This window comes from Paenibacillus sp. VT-400, assembly GCF_001029205.1.
Taxonomy (GTDB): Bacteria; Bacillota; Bacilli; order Paenibacillales; family Paenibacillaceae; genus Paenibacillus; species Paenibacillus amylolyticus.
The window spans coordinates 4,281,101-4,299,621 of sequence record NZ_LELF01000067.1 but is presented as its reverse complement, the minus strand read 5'-3'; the positions used below and the strand labels follow the sequence as shown (position 1 = coordinate 4,299,621).

The window sequence follows — 18,521 nt, the reverse complement described above, 5'->3', positions numbered from 1 at the left end:
TTCAACAAACTTAAATCTAGGGTGGGGGGATTTTGCCGAAAGGCCAGTAATCCATTCAATCAAATAAGGAGTGAGAGAATGTCAAGTCTTTTAGAAATCAAAAATCTTGGGAAATCATATGATGACAAAGTTGTCTTAAAGAATATTTCATTTAATGTCCCGTCGGGATCAATTGTTGGTTTCATTGGTGATAACGGTGCAGGCAAATCAACAACATTTAAAATAGTGCTGGGATTAGTTTCTAAAGATGCCGGTACAGTTAAAATATTTGGTGAAGAAAATATAAATAAACATCCCAAGATCAAAGAGAAGATTGGAGTCGTATTTGATGCTGCAAATTTACCGGCACATCTTACTATAAAACAACTGAATAAAGTGTTTAACAAAATGTTTGACTCATGGGACCAGGACAATTTTAATCGATTAATTCTTTCTTTCTCTCTACCTATCGATAAAAAAGTGGATAAATTCTCACGTGGGATGTCTATGAAACTGTCAGTAGCTGTTGCGTTGTCGCATAATGCGAAACTATTACTACTAGATGAAGCGACAGGAGGACTTGACTCCTCATCAAGGGAGGAAATGTTATATGAATTAAAAAATTTTGCGAGTAAAGGAAATGGAGGGATATTACTTTCCTCTCATATCATGAGTGATATTGAGAAAATAGCTAGCCATCTTGTCATTATAAAGGAGGGCGAAATTTTGCTAAATGAAGAGAAAGATCAGGTTTTTGAAAATTATGCGATTGTAGATATTGATGAGAAGACACTAAACTCACTTAACCAAGATATAGTGGTAGCTAAAAGAAACCGTGATTCATATTATAATGTACTTGTATCAGATAAACAAAAGTTACCCAATGAAATTGTGACTAAACCCATTTCCATGGAAGAAATTAGTTTATTACTGACAAGGAGTAATGAATAAATGAAAGGGTTATTATTGACAAGTTACTACTTAGTTTATCGAAGTTCTTTTTTGTACACGGGACTAGCCATTTTATTGTCAGGAATCATTCTGACTTTTGCAGATGCTTCAATGCACCGTTTAGTTGCCATGTTAAATATCTTGCTTATGGTAATGTCTGCACTTGACGTAATAAAGTTTGAAGGTAAGTCTGGTTATGATAAATATGTGCTTACTTTACCAGTTAGTAGAAGTAATATTGTACAAAGTCACTACCTCTTCTATTTTTTGGTCGTAATTTACGGAGTTCTATTATCGTATGGCATCTTTTATATATATGATCTAATTTCAGACACACAAATAGATGGTAAATTCAACTCTATCTTTTTTGGGACTTTTGCAGTTCTTTTTACTGGTGCGATAAATTTTCCCCTCTACTATATCTTTGGTCCGGAAAAATCTGATTCTATCACAATGGGAAGTGTAGGAGGGGCGATTCTAGTTACTATCGTTTCACAAGACATAGTTGGTTATCTGGCAAAACTATTAACACTGTCGAATTCGAATGATCTAGATCTATATGTTCCGATCATTTACTTAATAATTGGTGTTATAGCCTATATTGTATCTTTATTTTCCGCTGTTTTTATATACCAAAAAAAGGAATTTTAGTTCTAATTATAAAGTAGTTAAATATTTTCATGATCATATTGTTATGTAACCAAATGAAGAGCAAGAGTATGTTGAGGTGTGAAAAACTTATCTTGATGGTTTATGTGACCGCGAAAAGACTTTCAGTAGTACCACGCTTGCGGCACATAATCATCATAGCCTTGCATTAGGATGCGGGAAGCAGAGGTCCCATCCTTTTAAAGAAGGCTGATTCAACTTTTTTATTCTCATAACAACTATAATGGGCTATAAAGAAATTCTATGTAAGTTCTTAAGTCCATGAAAATATGCAAATGGAGTCATAAGATAACACTAGGAGGAATTTTTATGGAAGGTAATATGCTGTACCATCAGTACTTGAAACCGAATTCTGAATATTACGGAAAACTAAAATCAAGAGGAGACACTAATACGTATGAACTTAATGACATTCCTGAACTATATGCTGTTATTTCAGAAACTAACTCGGTTTGGAAGCACTATCATGTTAAGGGTTCACGACTCCCAGATCAGGGATGGAAAATTCATGTTACAGCTTTAATTGAAGAATCACAAAGCATACTAGATAAGGTTTCTAGGTTATGTATAGATGAGAGGATTGAGTTCAAGCACCTTAAGGATAGGCAAAGTTTTATCAAGGTGAATTCGAAGAATGCTAATCGTGCTTCTTCTGGAAAATTTATAACAATATACCCTGTGAATAATGAGGTCTTTATCAAATTGTTAGAAATGATATCTTTAGCAACCCAGGAGTTTAAAAAAGGGCCATATATACTTAGTGATAAGAGATGGAAAAACAGCAATGTGTTTTACAGATATGGAGGATTTAAAAGTATATATAATGAATACGGTGAACATTGTATTAAGGGTGGACAAGGCAATTTAATTAAAGATGAAAGAACTCCCTTTTACCAGGTTCCTGACTTTGTGAAGGGTTTCGACGATTATCTAAATACGTTAAATAATTCTGATGACGTAGAAACTAAGGGGGATAGCAATTTAGAGCGGTATGAGATTGAAACCGCACTTAGCTATAGTAACGCGGGTGGGGTATACCGTGCCATTCGAAAGAAAGATAACTTGAGAGTGATCATCAAGGAAGCTAGGCCAAATGCAGGTTTGGATGGGGCAGCTAATGATTCCTTATCAAGGCAAATAAAGGAATATGATGCCTTAGTAAAACTTAAAGATGTACCCGGCGTTGTTAGTTTGATAGAGTATTTTCAAGAATGGGAACATTACTTTTTGGTGGAGGAATTCATCGAAGGAGGAGATTTAAGGCATTGGCTTGCTCAAAACTTCCCATTTTTCAGAGATAGTGAAAGTATGAGAAATCACGCTGAAAATGTTAAAAAGATACTGTTACAGCTTTTTACTCTGATAGACCAGATGCATACTAACGAAATAGCTATGGGTGATTTCCAACCAGCGAATATAATGGTATCCGAAGACTTAACCGTAAAGTTAATCGATTTTGAAACAGCTATGCCTGTAAACTCTGAAGACAAACCCAATATGATGACAATTGGATTTGCTTCGCAGGAAATGAAGGTTAGTGGCGCGAGGGACTGGTTTGGGTTGAAGAAATTGATAAGGTATTTGGCGCTTCCAGTCCTATCTTCGGAAGTTTTAGACGAGTATCTGCAATCTAATCACTTTAGATGGATAAAAGAGATTTATGAAGATTCATTTTATCAATTTATTGTAGATTTACAAGATCGCTGCGACAAAAGAATAAGAGAATATCAGGAGTATTTCCCTAAAGAAATTAACCTTGCTGATAAATCAAGTGACTTCAACATATCTTCTATTACGAATAAGTTAATAAAAGGCATTGAAAGTAATTTAACAAATGATAAAAGGTTCATTAACGGTGATATTCGTCAGTTTGAGATGAGCGGGGGAGAATTTAACTTTTTAACTGGGGGAAGTGGTGCTGCGTTTACGCTTACTAAAAATAATACCAGTATTGTAGAAGTGAATAAGTGGATTGAAGGCTTTTTATTGGATCACTTATCTCAAATTGAAGGCAATGGATTATTTACTGGAAAAACAGGAATATTGGCTTTGCTATATGATACAGGTCATGAGGAAGTTGTCTTAAATGAATTGAAAAATATGAGAGGTAATATGAACGAAACGAATATTTCTTTACGCTCAGGTCTTTCAGGAATCGGTTTATTCGTCATTAGTTTGTATCTCGAGACAGGAAACTATGAATATTTGAAGTTTGCAAAGGAAGTTGAAGAGTTAGTTGAAATGAATCGAGATAACGATGGGCGGTTAAGCACTAATGACTGGATGGCAGTAGGTATAGGCGCAATTGATGGGTTATCAGGTGTATCCCTCTTCTATTCCGCAATGTTTGCAGCCACCAATGATAATCTGTATTTAGAAAAAGCAAAACAGTTAATACAGGAAGATTTAGAACAGACAACATTTGATGAATCAACGAGATCTTTACAAACATTGGATGATAGAAATCGCTTATTGCCATATCTCTCTGGAGGATCTATTGGAATTGGTATTTCAATATGGTTTTTAAACCATGTAAGTGGACAAGATTTTTATAAAGAAGAAATGAATGCGATTACAAAATTATCACGGATCTGTTCCACAATTAGTGGAGGCTTATTCGATGGGGCGGGCAGTTTTCTTTTGCTACCTTCACTATTAAAACATGGGGAGAAACGTGAAGAAGTTCTTAAAGAGGTATTGAATCTACTTCATATCTTTTTAATTGATAAAAATGAATATTGCGTATATCCAGGTCAATTTTCTTATAGATTATCTGATGATGTTTATACAGGAAGTTCAGGAATTATATTAGCATTAATGGGGATCATCAAAGATAACCCCCTCTATTGGTTACCGCTGGTTAATTCAGATGAATTTCTAACAAGGACAATAGCAAAGGATCTATCAATAACTAGTTAAATAAAATTAGGGTATGACACAGATGGTGAAAGTCAAGCAATAGATGCAAGTAACAACGATTATAGTAACACTTTTTCCGACTTCAGCATGTGACAATTGCTAAAAGTATGCTTTTATTAAATAAAGGAGGTGAAGACAATGAACGCCGTATTGGAATTGCAAAAATTAGCGCATGACAAAGAGGGTAAAGGCCAAGCCGTGGATGCAACAATAACAACAACATGGACAGTAACATTTTTTACCTCGACAATAAGTAACTATTGTTAAAAGAATAATCTCAATTAAGTAAAGGAGGTGAAGACAATGAACGCCGTATTGGAATTGCAAAAATTAGCGCATGACAAAGAGGGTAAAGGCCAAGCCGTGGATGCAACAATAACAACAACATGGACAGTGACAATTTTTAACTCGACAATAAGTAACCATTGTTAAAAGAATGATCTCAATTAAGTAAAGGAGGTGAAGACAATGAACGCCGTATTGGAATTGCAAAAATTAGCGCATGACAAAGAGGGTAAAGGCCAAGCCGTGGATGCAACAATAACAACAACATGGACAGTGACAATTTTTAACTCGACAATAAGTAACCATTGTTAAAAGAATGATCTCAATTAAGTAAAGGAGGTGAAGACAATGAACGCCGTATTGGAATTACAAAAATTAGCGCATGACAAAGAGGGTAAAGGCCAAGCCGTGGATGCAACAATAACAACAACATGGACAGTGACAATTTTTAACTCGACAATAAGTAACCATTGTTAAAAGAGATCACCCTGAATATGAAATTAAACATAGAGTTAGACTTTTGAAAATTTATGCAATTATACGACTTTGCTATTCGGTATACAAAGTGATACTTACTGGTTGCTTAGCTGATCTTCAGCTAAGCAACATACCATTTTAGATTACACACAAACTATCAAAACTCAATAAAGGTGGGGAAATGATGGAAAAATTATTAGAAATAGCAAAAATGCCTGAGCCATTTGAGGAAGGAACGGTACAAATCTGGCTTGACTCTGATCGGACTGATCTTGTTTTGAAAGCTCATTTTGATGAGAATATTCCTGGGGGTAGCAGGGAGAGCAGCTTTATTGATGAAACTGTTGATTTTATTAGTGAAATTGCACCATTAGCAAAACTTAAAAAAGTAATTGATTTAGGTTGTGGCCCAGGCCTCTATTCCCAAAAATTAGCTATTAAGGGATATGAGGTTGTTGGTGTGGATTTTAATAAAAAATCAATTGAATACGCAGCTAATGAAGCACAAAAAAAGGATTTATCGATAGATTACAGGATTGAAGATATTACTAACATTGAGATTGAAAATGAGTTTGATGTAGCTCTACTCATTTATCAAATATATAGTGTCTTTAGTCCAGAGAATAGAAAAAAAATACTTAGCAATGTCCATCGTGGTTTAAAATCTGGAGGAATAGTTCTATTGGATGTGTTATCAGAGACTAGTTATGAAAAATTCGAACAAAATTTTATGTGGGGCTTATCTAGAAAAGATAGTCCATTTTCGGATAGGAAACATTTAACCTTATACGCTTCAATGAAATACCCAAATAATGTTACTTTGTCAAAAAATGTTCTAGTTTTTGCTGATGGTGAAATAGTCAATTATAACTACTGGAATCAACATTTTACTGTTGAAAGTTTAGAAAAAGAAGTGAATGAGTCTGGATTTACTCTCGAAAAGGTGTACGCAGATGTTAATGGCGGAGAATACAAAGTGGACAGTGATTCCTTTGCGGTGATTCTAAAGAAAAAATAAAAATAGTAGAATAATTAAAAATCAATGTTTACCAATTATATTAAGCCATCGGACAATCCAGAGAGACTCGAATTCCAAAATTTCTATGCCCTAGTACCTTGACTGATTCTGAATAAATTTTGCAGCCTGGCTTGCTGTATTGGCTGTTATGTTATTTGTTGGAAAATTCCTATACGGGCGGCCTTTTTTCGAACAGAGTATGGTTTTTCATTGCGATTCTTTACTGATTATCACTATGAGATACCTGAGGATACGATCTGCTTCCTTTCCAATTGTATATGTGAATGACATTTTTCATCTGCTGAATGTTTCATTCATATACGCTGGAGTTCATGCTCTCCTCAATGTGAAGAAGTGAAGGACGATACCAAAAGAGTAGAGAGCTGCGACTACGTGGCTCTTTTGTTTTTACCAAACGAATTGGGAAATCATGTACATATTAAGATTTTGGACATTCAATAGGGCAGTGTCGTAGCGTCTTCGCCGTTGATCTATATCATTCTCAGATTCTATTATTACCGGATTCGCAAATTGTCGAAACATATGGACAAGGTTGAACAATGAGTGCTTTGACCTGATTGATATTCAGGAGGGACGGGACGAGATCGGCTACCTGATTAGAGCCTTTAGTATAATAATTGTTTGACGAAGTGTAACGGTTATAGGGCATTCATTTTCTTCCGCTTAAGAGATAAGTCTGCTATATTTATTGCGGTGATGCTGGCTATATCAGTTCAACTAAACATTTTCACGATAACGGAGAGGGCAGAAATAACCTGAAGAAGCAAAGCGTTCGCCTTTATCCCCGGATTTCCCCTTTTCATGAAGGGATCAAAAAATCTGGGGATAACAGCGATCGGAAGGTTGTTCTGTCACCGAAGTGCCAGTGTAAAGATTCATTAGTTAAACTGATATAATACAGACAGCAGCCAGAAAGAATAGAGAAGCGGACAAGGAGAACAGATATGAACTGGAATGAAAATATGAGCACGGTGGTTATTGGCGCTATCGTCTTATTGTTGCTCGTGGCCTGGGTTATTCGACGATTCATTCGGCGAGGGCAGCGTATACGAAGTGAAGCAAACCCGCGCAAGATTACGATCAAGGATATTGATAAAATGCAGGATGGATCGGAATTCGAATTGTATTTGTATCATTTATTTCAGCAGCTTGGTTATAGCAAGGTACATAAAACCACAAGCAGCCGGGATTTTGGGGCAGATCTGGTGTTTGTTGATAGACTCGGCAGACGAAGTGTGATACAAGCGAAGCGATATGGTGCGAACCATCCCGTAGGATTGAGTGCTGTGCAGGAGATATATACATCGATGCGTTATTATGAAGCCGACCGGTCGATTGTATTAACGTCCGCCCGTTACACCGAAGCCTGTCGGACGCTTGCAGCGGTTAATGGAGTGAAGCTGCTGGACCGGGAAGACCTGATGGAATTAATTCTGTTATTCAAAGCCAGAAGAGTGGAAGAAGCACTGGAACTGATCGAAGAAGATGACCACGAACCAATTGAGACGTGGCAGTCCCGGCGAAAGCGGCAATCCCGCTAAGTATTTAGGTGGAAGCCTTTTTAATGAGGTATATGCCCATTCCAGTAGGAAGCACCTTCACTTGCGTAGCTGCACATGATATATTGAGTGTATATCAACCAAAGGAGTGTGTGATCCATTATGGCACGTACACAAACACAAAAAGCATTACGCAAAGCAGAGCGGTCAGGCAAGTGGTGCTCGGAACAGAGCCGAAGAGTTAACGGAGATTATGGTGCGTTATCCCAGCATGTACGCCTCATACCTACGAAGCAGGAAAAATTGCAAAAGGTCAAACACAAGAAGCAGATCATCCAGGATGGTGGTGCTTCTTTTTATTTTGTCTGTGAGGCGCGGATTGCTGGATAAGTAGGACGATAGAATTTTATACACTAAATGAAGGGAAGAACCTATACATATGACAACAACGCTGCACATGAATAAAAAAATCGTTCGGCGTTTTTTGCTACAAACGCAAGATTTACTGGGACGTTGGCCCGCAGTTTCCTTACCTTCGGGACCCGAACAGGTTATGAGTCTGATCCGCTCCCTTGGTTGCGTGCAGATCGATCCTGTGGCTGCTGTAACTGGAAACCAGCATTTGGTGCTGGGGGCTCGTGACCCTGGTTATAATGCTGACAGCTTAAATACGCTGCTGAGTGATCACAAGGTGTTTGAATATTTTGCAAATGCTGCCTGTGTCATTCCAATGGAAGACTATGCTCTCTTTGAACCTGTGCGTGCCCGATTAAGGGAGCGTCTGGCTCCGTCCTTACAAGGTCTGGAGAAGACAGTGCAGCATGTGTTACAACGTTTGAAGGAAGAAGGACCTTTACCTTCCAGAGCCTTTCGTGCTGTTGAACGGGTAAGTGGTTATTGGGACAGTGCAGATGTGCCGAAGACCAAGGATACCACACTTGCTCTGAATCTACTGTTGGACTCCGCTGTGATTCGTGTGGTGGCGCGGCAGGGGAATGAACGTTATTTTCATATTACCGAATCCGGATTGCAACAACAGGGACTTACGATGAAAGAAGACATCGATGTGTTGGCCCAGAGACAGGCTCTGCTGGATAAATACATTCATGCGTATCGTGTCGTAGATGCCCGTGATCCCCGTCTGGGTTGGTTAAAATCTACAGCGGCTGAACGACGCGCCGATATTGCTGCCCGTGTGTCAGATGGGCGAATGATCCCACTTAAGGTGGAGGACGTGGCCACGCCTTATTATATTCGTACAGAAGATGAAGAAATGCTGTTGAATTTGGAGACAGCCAAGGCCGACTATGATCCGTCAGGCCCGGTACGTTTCCTGCCGCCGCTGGATAACCTGTTATGGAGAAGAGAACGTATTGTCGATTTATTTGATTTTCATTATAAATGGGAGATTTACACGCCAGAGGTGAAAAGAACCTACGGTTATTATGCCATGCCTATTCTTCACGGTGATCGCTTGATTGGACGTATGGACCCACGACTTGATCGCAAAACAGGAGTACTCACCGTTCGTTTGTTATCGATGGAGGCTACTGCTCCACCTCTGGAGGAATGGATCACGGATTTTCGGGAGGGGCTTCAATTCTTTGCGTCCATGCATGGAGCGCGTTCTATCTCTATTGAGAAGACGGTACCAAAAGAGCTGAAAAAGATGCTTAAATCGATTTGATTAGGGGATACACGAAAGAGTGTGAGAGTACGGAGATTGGAATGGATGAACAGATCTAAAAAGGACAAAAAAGGGGGAACCAAACGGCTCCTCCTTCATTGATTTTAAAAACATATCTTAAGAGCATGACATCAGAAGTGCTAACGAAAACAAAAAACCTAAGCTCACGTCCACGCCAAAACTTCTTTAGTTCACCAGATGAGGCATTTCAACGTTGGGATCAACATCTGCTTCATAATCCACACCATCGGTTTCAAAACCAAACAGCTGGAAGAATTCGCGACGGTAACCTTCCAGATCGGACAGATCGTAGATGTTCTCTGTGGTCAACTCATTCCAGAGCTTCGCCACTTCTTCCTGAACGTCAGCTCTCATCTCCCAATCGTCAATACGAATGCGACCTTCGGCATCGGTTGGAACTTCTCCCCCCGCATACAGGCGATCAGCAAACAAACGTTGCAATTGCTCGATGCAGCCTTCGTGCAAGCCTTTTTCTTTCATGACTTTGTACAATGCTGAGATATACAACGGCACTACTGGAATCGCGGAGCTGGATTGAGTCACCAACGCTTTGGCTACAGTTACGTACGCACGTCCACCTTTGGCACTCAGACGATCATTCAGCTTGTGTGCTGTCGCTTCCAGATGATTCTTGGCTTGACCGATGGAACCATCACGATAAATGGCATGAGTAAGTTCAGGACCGATGTAAGAGAAAGCGATGGTTGTTGCATCGTCAGCAAGCACGCCGCCTTGTTGCAGGGCATCCATCCACAGTTCCCAATCATCTCCACCCATAACAGTTACCGTCTGACGAATTTCCTCTTCGTTTGCCGGTTCAAGGGTAACGGAGCTGATTTCGCCTGTGTGGAAGTTTACTGTTTTGTTCGTGTAGGATTGTCCGATAGGCTTCAGTACAGAGTTGAATACTTCACCCGTGTTTGGATCAGTACGGCGTGCCGAGGCTACGCTGTATACGACCAGATCTACTTGACCGAGTTCACTGCGAATCAGTTCAACGGCTTTGTCTCGTGTTTCGTTTGCGAATGCATCCCCTGTAATGCTGTACGATTTCAGGCCTGCTTCCTCAGCGGCTTTTTCGAATGCAGCGGAGTTGTACCAACCTGCTGACGCCGTACGTTTCTCTGTGGAACTGCTTGGACGATAAATGCCGACTGTATTCGCTCCAGCTCCAAAGGCAGAAACAACGCGTGACGCCAGACCGTATCCAGTGGAAGCACCGATCACGAGCACATTACGCGGTCCTTTCAGCTTAGGCTGGGATTTCACATAATCAATCTGTTCCTGCACTTGCGCAGCGCAACCTACAGGATGGGAAGTGGTACAAATAAAACCACGTGTTCTTGGTTTAATAATCATTTATTTGCATCCTTTCATATTCAGCTCATGTTTCAGCATTTCGATAAAATGCTCTTACACATACTTTCTTATTGTAAAACAATTACCTCGGAAACGGAAACCGTTTCGTTTGATTTCGCCGGAAGGGTGGCGTTATATCTCTAATTTTGCGATGATGTGAATAGAATGTACTCGCTTGTGAGGATAGAAAGGACAGGGATACCATGCTGAAGGAACGCATTGAACTGCTAAGCAAAAGAAAACAAATCTCCCGTAAAGACCTTGTGGAAGGTCTAGTCACGCAGGCCCACTTTGCCAATATCCTGGCGGATCGTTATCCGCTACCTGAGGACTTGGCAGAAGCCATCGCCGGGCGTCTTGGGGTATCCCCTACCTATATTCTAAAAGCTGCGGCTCAGGACGAGGATACAATTGAACGGGCAGAGGTCGTTTTTGAACAAATGTCTGTTCCAGCGTCGGCGATATCCGAAGATACGGTGCATGCACTGGCAGATCGGGATGACACGCTGACCGTTGAGCTGACAACGGCCTTGATGAAGGCGGTCTATTATCAGCAATTAAACGATGCAACGGCTCATGAGTATATACATACGTCCTACCTCAATTTTTACTTGGAGAAATACGGTCGTCCAGACGATATCGATTTGCCGCGTCCGTTAGTCAAAGCACTTTTATTCTATAAAATACAATATTATCGCTCCAAAATGGCTTTTGTGGATGTACTAACTCATGCAACCAGGCTCAGTGAGCTGGCGCTTCCTGGCAGTGAATTCTGGCTGTCTGTGCAAAATATCAAGATGGAAGCCTACATCCAGGTCAAACAGTATGAAGAGGCAAAACAGGTATTCGAGCTTACAATGCGTCATGTCTATGATCAGCGAATGTTCCATCGGTTGTCCGGGTTATATGTGGCATATAGTGGTTATTGCTTCGCGATGGGGCTGGTTCAGGAGGCACTCTCGGCATTAACGATGGCGGAGGCAAACCTCGTGTATGCGGGCAACCAGGGAGATCTGGTGACGGCGATTGCCAACAATCGGATTGTCATGTTAACGATGACAGGTGAACTGGATCAGGCACAGGCGGAGATTGAACGATTTGAATCGCTATTGCAGCAGGAAACGGAAGAAACACAGCTCGCAATGCAGCCGCTCGTCAGTGTGTATCGATGCGAAGTAGCTCTGGCACGGAAGAACTGGGGCGTGCTCGCGCAGAGTGTAGATCAACTTTTGAAATGTGCAACAACACAGGACCAGCAGATGAGCGCAACCTTTTACCAGAGCCATCTGGCTCTTGCGCATGGAGATCGCGAAGTTTTCATGGAGCGGGCACTTGCGTGTCTGCCTTATTTTGAATCCGCGCAGCATGTCATGCGGCTTGAACCGTTATATGAAGGGATGGCCGTAGTATCTGAGGATCAGCGTAAATACAAAGAAGCCGCGATGTATTATCGGAAGCTGGTCTATCTGTTACGCAAAAAATAGAGTGAGAATCGGCTTGCAATAGCCTGATTAAGGCATGATTTTGTGCATTGCCAAAGCACTCGGCACAAAATATGGCCGTCAATCGTGAAATGAAGATCGGATTAGCAGATCTTTTTTTGCGGAATTAGCATACTTCCTTACCAAAGAAACGATTATCCCGTAATTCAATTGCCGGATTTTTCGTTTTTTTTGTATGCCGCCAGAAGGGTATTCAAGGACAAGTCACGGTGTTTATAATTTAACTATAATCATAAATAAAAACAAATAAAACAAATGAGGTGCTTGATATGGGATGGTTCGGTAAAAAGAACAAACAGGAAGATGCGATTGCTAAAGCGGATAAAATGATGAATAAAGGACTCACTGGCATGATGATGAAAGGTTTTGTATCAAAGGAACATCGGGAGGCCATCAACCAAAGTCTGGATTCGGCAAAGCAGGCACAGTTGGCGGCAAGTGGTTCTCTGCCTTTAACAGCTACGGCTACGGTGGTGACAATCACCGATACAGGCAAACTGATCAACTTTGATCCGATTGTTGTGCTTGTATTGGATGTGACAGAAACGAATGGCAACCAGTATCAGCGAACATTAGAGACACTGGTGTCCAAAATGCAGATTCCACGAGTAGGTGATCGAGTGGGACTAGGTCAAAATCCAGCAAATCCGTCCGAGTTGATCTACATGGGGCTAATGTCCATCTAGAAGGTATTTGGTTATAGCACAGTGATACTCTATTTGAATAATGCGTATAACAACGAATAATAGATATATTATTCGAGGTGTTGATAGAGATATTAAGAGAAGGATTAAGAAAGGGTGGATCATATGGTAGGTTTCCTGAGATTCATTGGCGTATTAACTGTATTCGGGGTGGGGTTCTCCCCATTTCTGGCACAGCAGCTGTGGAATGATCCGTTTATGATTATGCAGGCATGGTGGTACACTCCGGCGATCTTTGCCGGGTTTGCACTGATCTTTGTTCCTGCGATTTTGAGCAATATTTTTGGCGTAGGTCGAGTGAAGACAGGTTTACCAGCAGTTGGGGTCATTAAGACTATACAACAGACGGGGACGTATATTAATGAACAGCCTGAGGTTCGATTGGGTCTGACGGTTTCGCGTAAGGGGAGGGAGAAATACGATACGGAGATGAAAAGCGTCATTCCACTGACCTCCATGGCACAGTTTCAGCCGGGCAGTTTCATTCCGTTAGTGGTCTCCGTAAAGGATGAGCGCAAGGTAGGACTTGATCTGAAGGGGCAATTATCACAGGAGGATATGCAGCAATTGTTGGATGAAAAGATGGTACAGCAAGGGGTATCACCTGAAATGATGGATATTGCAAGAACAGGGGAAAAAGCGATGGCCAAGATCCTTGATGTCACTCCACTTGGAAGTGGAGGCAGTAACAAGATCAAGCTTCAGCTCAAACTCAGCATAACGAAAACGAACGGTGAAACCTTCAATGTAACAACGCAAAAAGAGATTTTGTCATCTGCCCTGCCGCAGGTGCAGCAAGGTCATATCATTAACGTCATCTATTCAAGACAAGACCCAACAAAATTGGTGTTGGCATTGAATGTACAGGAACGACAATTAAGTGACTTATTCTCTTCTTGAGGATGTAGACAAAAGGAGGTCCTACAGGTCATGTTTATGACGTGTAGGACCTCCCTATTTCATTTGGTATGTATGAGAGATGCAAGCAACGGACGGTTTTCAAACAATACCAAGGCGCATGCGATAAGAAAAGAGTACTTTTCTGGATTCTCCATCAAATACACGATTAGCCAGCGCTCTGAACTCGTCAGCAGCTGTTAATAGATCATCCGCTCCGAGCTTCAACGCCGTTTGCAGGCCGCCTTGGCTCAGGGCGAGATTGACATATCGATCGGCTGTGAATGTCTCGTGGTGATGAAATACGATTTCCCGGACATATCGGAATAGCCCGGACTGCTGAATCTGCTGCAAATGCCCATCCTTGCTCCATTTGTGTGCCTGACTATCCTGGGGAGCCAGACTGGCTGCTCGTTGATCTGCTTCCTTATTCAGCTGCAGATAGGCTTGTTCTAACTGCCAGTCTAACATTGGCGGCCAGTCGCAATCGTAGGCTGCAAATATGCCCCCTGTACGAAGTACACGTGCAAACTCGCGTAGTGTGGGTTGCGGCTCCATCCAGTGAAACGATTGCGAGCAGGTCAGCACATCCACACTGCCATCTGGTAGTCCGAGGTCGTGAGACAAGCCGGACACAAACCGCAGGTTATCCGGCTTCCCGGCAGATTCCCACTTGGATTCAGCTACAGACCTCATGTCATCGCTGGGTTCAAAGCCGATGATACGTTCAGCTTCATTAAGCCAGATCCACGAGGATAAGCCGGTGCCACAGCCTATATCTGCGACCATACGCGGTGTGCTGCCAAGATATGTCGTTAGAATATCCACCACCTCAGTGGGAGCAGCTGGTCGGTTCTGATCGTATAACGTACCAAAACCTTTGAAACGTTCCACATTGTTGCGTCTAATGTCTTGCATGGATAAACCTCCTTCGGTCAGATGGATGACGGAGAGTCAGCTGTGATCAAAAGTTGTATAGGTCTATATTATATCATTCATTGTTGGGAAGTTTGTTCATGACGTTCTGCAAATGTTCAACGGCTTTGATATGACGTCTGAGCAATTCCTGTCCAACATGAACAGGCTCGATTACGGTCAGCTCGGAACCAAACGACAGCAGGAAGGAGTAGAGCCATTCCCCTACATTCAGTTCGAGAGAAACACGGAGCCTGCCATCAGGCTCTTTTTTAATGAGGGTGGGTTCGAAAAAATCATACACTCGGTATGCAATATTGCTGGAGAACGAGAGTGTAAGAGGAGTCAGGACAGGAGCTGCTTCTGATTCAGGGTCGTTTGATCCGGCAGTAACAGAGTGATCGTGTTTTCTCGCCAGAAAAGTCAACTGGGTGATCCGTTTCATCTTAAATGTCTCGAATTCTTTCCGATCAGGGTCATCATGGATATATCCTTTGAAGTACCACGTACTGTTTTTGAATATAAGTCTCTGTGGCTCCACGGTCGGAATGCTCTTCTCACCATCCGAATTAACATAATGAAACGTAATCAGTTGATTCGTTAATATAGCCTGCTTCACCTGATTGAACAGTTCTCTCTCCTGCAGAGGGATGCTGCCCCATGGTGAGAAATTGAATTCGATCCAATCCAGCTTGTGATCAAAAAGGGCGGTTAGCCGTTGTAGCATATGGGCACTGTTAAGATGTGGGATCGCACTGATGCTGTATAGTCCCATCAAAATTTCATTCTGGTCTTCTTCAGACAACAGAGACTTGTCCATGACATAGTTGTCCATAAGATGAATACCGCCATGCTTGCCGGTCGTTGTATAGACGGGAATGCCCGCAGCGCTCAGCCGGTCGATATCGCGGTACACCGTACGTACAGAAATCTCGAACATACGGGCGAGTTCTGGTGCAGTGGCTTTCTTTTTCTCCAATAACAAAAGCAACATTCGAAATAGTCGGTTATTTTCCATGCTCTGATTATACCATGACAACAGGTGTCAGGGTATGGGTGGTACACTGGTGTAAAAGTCTTACCAAGACATTTTGACTCAGATTTATAATTTGTTCTTCATTTATTGGGGAGTAGTGAAGGGGACGATATCGATTCTGAAGAAACGAAGTGTTCGCATTTATCATGAGATTTTTCCATTTAGAAATGGGAATAAAAGAAATCCGAGGATAACAGCGATCAGAAGAACGATTCGTGACCGGAACGGCTACTCGCATAATATCAAGCACTTTATACCGAAATGAGTTAATTATTAAGGAGGAACTGGTCATGACAATGAAAGAAGGATTTTACTGGGGTGGCGCAACGGCTGCCAATCAATTCGAGGGTGGATGGAATCAAGGTGGCAAAGGGCCGAGCACGTCTGACATGATGACAGGGGGAACCCACACGACCCCACGCCGGATTACGCCTGTATTGGAAGAGGGCACGTATTATCCGAGCCATGAAGCGGTTGATTTTTATGGACATTACAAAGAAGATATTGCCATGATGGCAGAGATGGGCTTCAAAATGTTCCGCATGTCCATCAACTGGTCCCGGATCTATCCAAACGGTTATGATCTGGAGCCAAACGAAGAGGGATTGCAGTTCTACGATAATGTTTTTGCCGAGTTGAAAAAGTACAATATTGAGCCGCTCGTAACGATCTCCCATTATGAAACGCCATTCGGTCTGACACAGAAGTATAACGGCTGGGCTTCCCGTGAAGTCATCGACTGTTATATCCGTTATTGTACAACCCTCTTCAACCGTTACAAGGATCAGGTCAAATACTGGCTGACGTTCAACGAAATTAACTGTCTGACGATGCCGATGGGTGCATATATGGCTGCAGGTATTCTGTTTGAAGGCAAAGAGACACTGGTCGACGGAGTGGATGATCCACAGACTCGTTTCCAGGCATTACATCACCAATTCGTTGCGAGTGCCAAAGCGGTGAAGCTGGGACATGAGATCAACCCTGATTTCAAAATTGGCTGTATGGTCGCTTTCATGACCACCTATCCAAACACATGTAACCCGGACGACATGTTGCTTGCACAGAAGAAAGACCAAATCTCTAATATGATCTGCGGTGATGTACAGGTTCGTGGAGCGTATCCTGGATTCGCCAAACGTTTCTTCGCCGAAGAAGGTATCCAGATCGAGATGCAACCGGGAGACGAGCAGACTTTGCGTGAAGGCTGCGTAGACTTCTATTCCTTCAGTTATTATATGTCTTTGGTTGAAAGTGCGGACGAGTCCCTCGAGAGAGCAGAAGGTAATCTGCTGGGCGGTATCAAAAATCCATATCTCGAAGCTTCCGACTGGGGCTGGCAGATCGATCCAAAAGGACTGCGTTACACGCTGAATCATCTGTATGATCGTTATCAGATTCCACTGATGGTGGTTGAGAACGGTCTGGGTGCTGTTGATGTGGTAGAGGAAGACGGCTCCATTCAAGATGACTATCGCATTGATTATCTGAAAGGTCACATTGAACAGATGAAAGAAGCGGTAGCTGACGGCGTAGATCTGATTGCCTACACCATGTGGGGATGTATCGACCTGGTTAGTGCATCCACTGGAGAGATGAAGAAGCGTTATGGCTTCATTCATGTCAACAAGGACAACGACGGTAACGGAGACTTGAGCAGAACACCGAAGAAGAGTTTCCACTGGTACAAAAAAGTCATTGAATCCAATGGTGAAGAGTTATAAATTGGCTTAAAAATAACCAGACCCGCCTGTTCCCATAAATGGGACAAGCGGTCCATGTAGTCCTGAACTCGTTCAGGACTACTATATATGAATATAAAAAATACCCGGCTATCCTTCAGTTAAGGAAAGCCGGGTATTTCTTTGTGTAGTTCCATAGCGGGCCGCCTAGGCCAACCTTCTGCTTTGCAGATGGGACATGCGCTCCAAATGCCGCCGATAAAACCATATGCATGTGGAGAGCCAGCAACCACTCAAGAAGTATCCGCCTACGATATCACTTGGATAATGCACCCCCAAGTAGATACGACTTATACCAATGGTCAGTATAAATACGGCGCTGGCAACAATCATCAGCACACGTCCTGTTACGGTGGGTACATGTTTCCAGATTAGAAAGGCCAGTCCACCGTACAGGCTAAATGCTGCCATAGAATGCCCACTGGGGAAGCTATAGCCGCTCACTTCGATAATCCGGTTAATGGTAGGTCTGGCACGCTGGAATACCAGTTTGAGCAATGCATTTAACAGGGTTGAACCTGCAAGCACACAAGCCAGAAAGAGCAGTTCGCGTTTGTGTCGCAGGCAAACGTACAACACAATCATGGCGATGATGGTAATGAAGACCACTGGCATTTCGCTGCCGATCCAGGTAAAAAGGTGCATGAATTGTGTCATACCAGGGGATTCCAACCCCTGAATCCAGCCGATCAGCGTGTCATCAAATCGATGAATCTGGTTGTCGCTGATGGACAGGGCGATGCTTATAAAGGCGATCATGCATAACGCTGCAACGAGCAGCGGGAAGGAGATATTCTTTTTCCAGTTGTGCATCAAATGTTGAGTTCCTCCGTGATGGTT

At 42.2% G+C, this 18,521-nt stretch carries 19 protein-coding genes; 15 read left to right on the top strand and 4 right to left on the bottom strand.

From position 1 onward, the window contains the following. Positions 1–78: 78 nt before the first annotated feature. From EL84_RS29385 to EL84_RS29355, 11 genes are all read left to right on the top strand, one after another. On the top strand, positions 79–930 hold the full coding sequence (locus tag EL84_RS29385; protein ID WP_047844020.1) for an ABC transporter ATP-binding protein: 852 nt from the start codon (positions 79–81) through the stop codon (positions 928–930). Beyond that, entirely contained in the window at positions 931–1,581 is a 651-nt protein-coding gene (locus tag EL84_RS29380; RefSeq protein WP_047844019.1) for an ABC-2 transporter permease, read from the top strand. Between the two features lie 327 nt (positions 1,582–1,908). Then, positions 1,909–4,518, top strand: coding sequence for a class III lanthionine synthetase LanKC (gene lanKC, locus EL84_RS29375; protein ID WP_047844018.1), 2,610 nt, complete (start codon positions 1,909–1,911; stop codon positions 4,516–4,518). A gap of 138 nt (positions 4,519–4,656) precedes the next feature. Next, a complete protein-coding gene (locus EL84_RS32370) occupies positions 4,657–4,785 on the top strand; it encodes a class III lanthipeptide (RefSeq protein ID WP_200904553.1) in 129 nt (42 codons plus the stop codon). Between the two features lie 36 nt (positions 4,786–4,821). Beyond that, positions 4,822–4,950: a class III lanthipeptide gene (locus EL84_RS32365; RefSeq protein ID WP_200904552.1), complete on the top strand. Its 129-nt coding sequence runs from the start codon at positions 4,822–4,824 to the stop codon at positions 4,948–4,950. 36 nt (positions 4,951–4,986) lie between these two features. Then, positions 4,987–5,115: a class III lanthipeptide gene (locus EL84_RS32360; RefSeq protein WP_200904552.1), complete on the top strand. Its 129-nt coding sequence runs from the start codon at positions 4,987–4,989 to the stop codon at positions 5,113–5,115. A gap of 36 nt (positions 5,116–5,151) precedes the next feature. Next, positions 5,152–5,280 (top strand): class III lanthipeptide, encoded by a 129-nt coding sequence (locus tag EL84_RS32355; RefSeq protein ID WP_200904552.1) that lies wholly within the window; start codon positions 5,152–5,154, stop codon positions 5,278–5,280. Positions 5,281–5,461: 181 nt separating this feature from the next. Beyond that, the gene (locus EL84_RS29370; RefSeq protein ID WP_082219171.1) at positions 5,462–6,298 is read left to right on the top strand and encodes a class I SAM-dependent methyltransferase; all 837 of its coding nucleotides are present in this window, start codon (positions 5,462–5,464) and stop codon (positions 6,296–6,298) included. Between the two features lie 965 nt (positions 6,299–7,263). Continuing rightward, on the top strand, positions 7,264–7,860 hold the full coding sequence (locus EL84_RS29365; protein WP_047844017.1) for a restriction endonuclease: 597 nt from the start codon (positions 7,264–7,266) through the stop codon (positions 7,858–7,860). A gap of 120 nt (positions 7,861–7,980) precedes the next feature. Further along, positions 7,981–8,208 carry a hypothetical protein gene (locus EL84_RS29360; RefSeq protein ID WP_047844016.1) on the top strand — a complete coding sequence of 76 codons (228 nt, stop codon included), beginning with the start codon at positions 7,981–7,983 and terminating at the stop codon, positions 8,206–8,208. Positions 8,209–8,257: 49 nt separating this feature from the next. After that, positions 8,258–9,505, top strand: coding sequence for a DNA glycosylase AlkZ-like family protein (locus tag EL84_RS29355; RefSeq protein WP_047844015.1), 1,248 nt, complete (start codon positions 8,258–8,260; stop codon positions 9,503–9,505). Positions 9,506–9,691: 186 nt separating this feature from the next. Here EL84_RS29355 and fabV read toward each other — a convergent pair whose 3' ends face one another. Continuing rightward, positions 9,692–10,885 (bottom strand): enoyl-ACP reductase FabV, encoded by a 1,194-nt coding sequence (gene fabV, locus EL84_RS29350; protein WP_047844014.1) that lies wholly within the window; start codon positions 10,883–10,885, stop codon positions 9,692–9,694. Positions 10,886–11,088: 203 nt separating this feature from the next. Here fabV and EL84_RS29345 point away from each other — a divergent pair, with 203 nt between their 5' ends. The 3 genes from EL84_RS29345 (at position 11,089) to EL84_RS29335 (ending at position 13,991) form a co-directional block, all read left to right on the top strand. Further along, the gene (locus EL84_RS29345) at positions 11,089–12,369 is read left to right on the top strand and encodes a hypothetical protein (RefSeq protein ID WP_047844013.1); all 1,281 of its coding nucleotides are present in this window, start codon (positions 11,089–11,091) and stop codon (positions 12,367–12,369) included. 287 nt (positions 12,370–12,656) lie between these two features. Next, on the top strand, positions 12,657–13,073 hold the full coding sequence (locus tag EL84_RS29340; protein WP_047844012.1) for a hypothetical protein: 417 nt from the start codon (positions 12,657–12,659) through the stop codon (positions 13,071–13,073). 123 nt (positions 13,074–13,196) lie between these two features. Continuing rightward, positions 13,197–13,991: a hypothetical protein gene (locus EL84_RS29335; protein ID WP_047844488.1), complete on the top strand. Its 795-nt coding sequence runs from the start codon at positions 13,197–13,199 to the stop codon at positions 13,989–13,991. 99 nt (positions 13,992–14,090) lie between these two features. On the opposite strand, the gene EL84_RS29330 is transcribed toward EL84_RS29335, so the two are convergent. After that, the gene (locus EL84_RS29330) at positions 14,091–14,906 is read right to left on the bottom strand and encodes a class I SAM-dependent methyltransferase (protein WP_036674482.1); all 816 of its coding nucleotides are present in this window, start codon (positions 14,904–14,906) and stop codon (positions 14,091–14,093) included. 73 nt (positions 14,907–14,979) lie between these two features. After that, positions 14,980–15,921: a helix-turn-helix transcriptional regulator gene (locus EL84_RS29325; RefSeq protein ID WP_047844011.1), complete on the bottom strand. Its 942-nt coding sequence runs from the start codon at positions 15,919–15,921 to the stop codon at positions 14,980–14,982. A gap of 308 nt (positions 15,922–16,229) precedes the next feature. Here EL84_RS29325 and EL84_RS29320 point away from each other — a divergent pair, with 308 nt between their 5' ends. Then, complete coding sequence (locus tag EL84_RS29320; RefSeq protein ID WP_047844010.1) at positions 16,230–17,663, top strand: glycoside hydrolase family 1 protein; 1,434 nt, start codon at positions 16,230–16,232, stop codon at positions 17,661–17,663. Positions 17,664–17,828: 165 nt separating this feature from the next. Here EL84_RS29320 and EL84_RS29315 read toward each other — a convergent pair whose 3' ends face one another. After that, entirely contained in the window at positions 17,829–18,494 is a 666-nt protein-coding gene (locus EL84_RS29315; protein WP_047844009.1) for a phosphatase PAP2 family protein, read from the bottom strand. Positions 18,495–18,521 lie beyond the last annotated feature (27 nt).

Bases quoted from the DNA above. Each gene is read 5' to 3' on its own strand.
- EL84_RS29345 (WP_047844013.1), top strand. From the start codon at position 11,089: ATGCTGAAGGAACGCATTGAACTGCTAAGCAAAAGAAAACAAATCTCC.
- EL84_RS32365 (WP_200904552.1), top strand. From the start codon at position 4,822: ATGAACGCCGTATTGGAATTGCAAAAATTAGCGCATGACAAAGAGGGT.
- EL84_RS29355 (WP_047844015.1), top strand. From the start codon at position 8,258: ATGACAACAACGCTGCACATGAATAAAAAAATCGTTCGGCGTTTTTTG.
- EL84_RS29380 (WP_047844019.1), top strand. From the start codon at position 931: ATGAAAGGGTTATTATTGACAAGTTACTACTTAGTTTATCGAAGTTCT.
- fabV (WP_047844014.1), bottom strand. From the start codon at position 10,885: ATGATTATTAAACCAAGAACACGTGGTTTTATTTGTACCACTTCCCAT.
- EL84_RS29330 (WP_036674482.1), bottom strand. From the start codon at position 14,906: ATGCAAGACATTAGACGCAACAATGTGGAACGTTTCAAAGGTTTTGGT.
- EL84_RS29365 (WP_047844017.1), top strand. From the start codon at position 7,264: ATGAACTGGAATGAAAATATGAGCACGGTGGTTATTGGCGCTATCGTC.
- EL84_RS32360 (WP_200904552.1), top strand. From the start codon at position 4,987: ATGAACGCCGTATTGGAATTGCAAAAATTAGCGCATGACAAAGAGGGT.
- EL84_RS32355 (WP_200904552.1), top strand. From the start codon at position 5,152: ATGAACGCCGTATTGGAATTACAAAAATTAGCGCATGACAAAGAGGGT.
- EL84_RS29360 (WP_047844016.1), top strand. From the start codon at position 7,981: ATGGCACGTACACAAACACAAAAAGCATTACGCAAAGCAGAGCGGTCA.
- EL84_RS29320 (WP_047844010.1), top strand. From the start codon at position 16,230: ATGACAATGAAAGAAGGATTTTACTGGGGTGGCGCAACGGCTGCCAAT.
- EL84_RS29325 (WP_047844011.1), bottom strand. From the start codon at position 15,921: ATGGAAAATAACCGACTATTTCGAATGTTGCTTTTGTTATTGGAGAAA.
- EL84_RS29385 (WP_047844020.1), top strand. From the start codon at position 79: ATGTCAAGTCTTTTAGAAATCAAAAATCTTGGGAAATCATATGATGAC.
- EL84_RS29335 (WP_047844488.1), top strand. From the start codon at position 13,197: ATGGTAGGTTTCCTGAGATTCATTGGCGTATTAACTGTATTCGGGGTG.
- EL84_RS29340 (WP_047844012.1), top strand. From the start codon at position 12,657: ATGGGATGGTTCGGTAAAAAGAACAAACAGGAAGATGCGATTGCTAAA.
- EL84_RS32370 (WP_200904553.1), top strand. From the start codon at position 4,657: ATGAACGCCGTATTGGAATTGCAAAAATTAGCGCATGACAAAGAGGGT.
- EL84_RS29315 (WP_047844009.1), bottom strand. From the start codon at position 18,494: ATGCACAACTGGAAAAAGAATATCTCCTTCCCGCTGCTCGTTGCAGCG.
- lanKC (WP_047844018.1), top strand. From the start codon at position 1,909: ATGGAAGGTAATATGCTGTACCATCAGTACTTGAAACCGAATTCTGAA.
- EL84_RS29370 (WP_082219171.1), top strand. From the start codon at position 5,462: ATGATGGAAAAATTATTAGAAATAGCAAAAATGCCTGAGCCATTTGAG.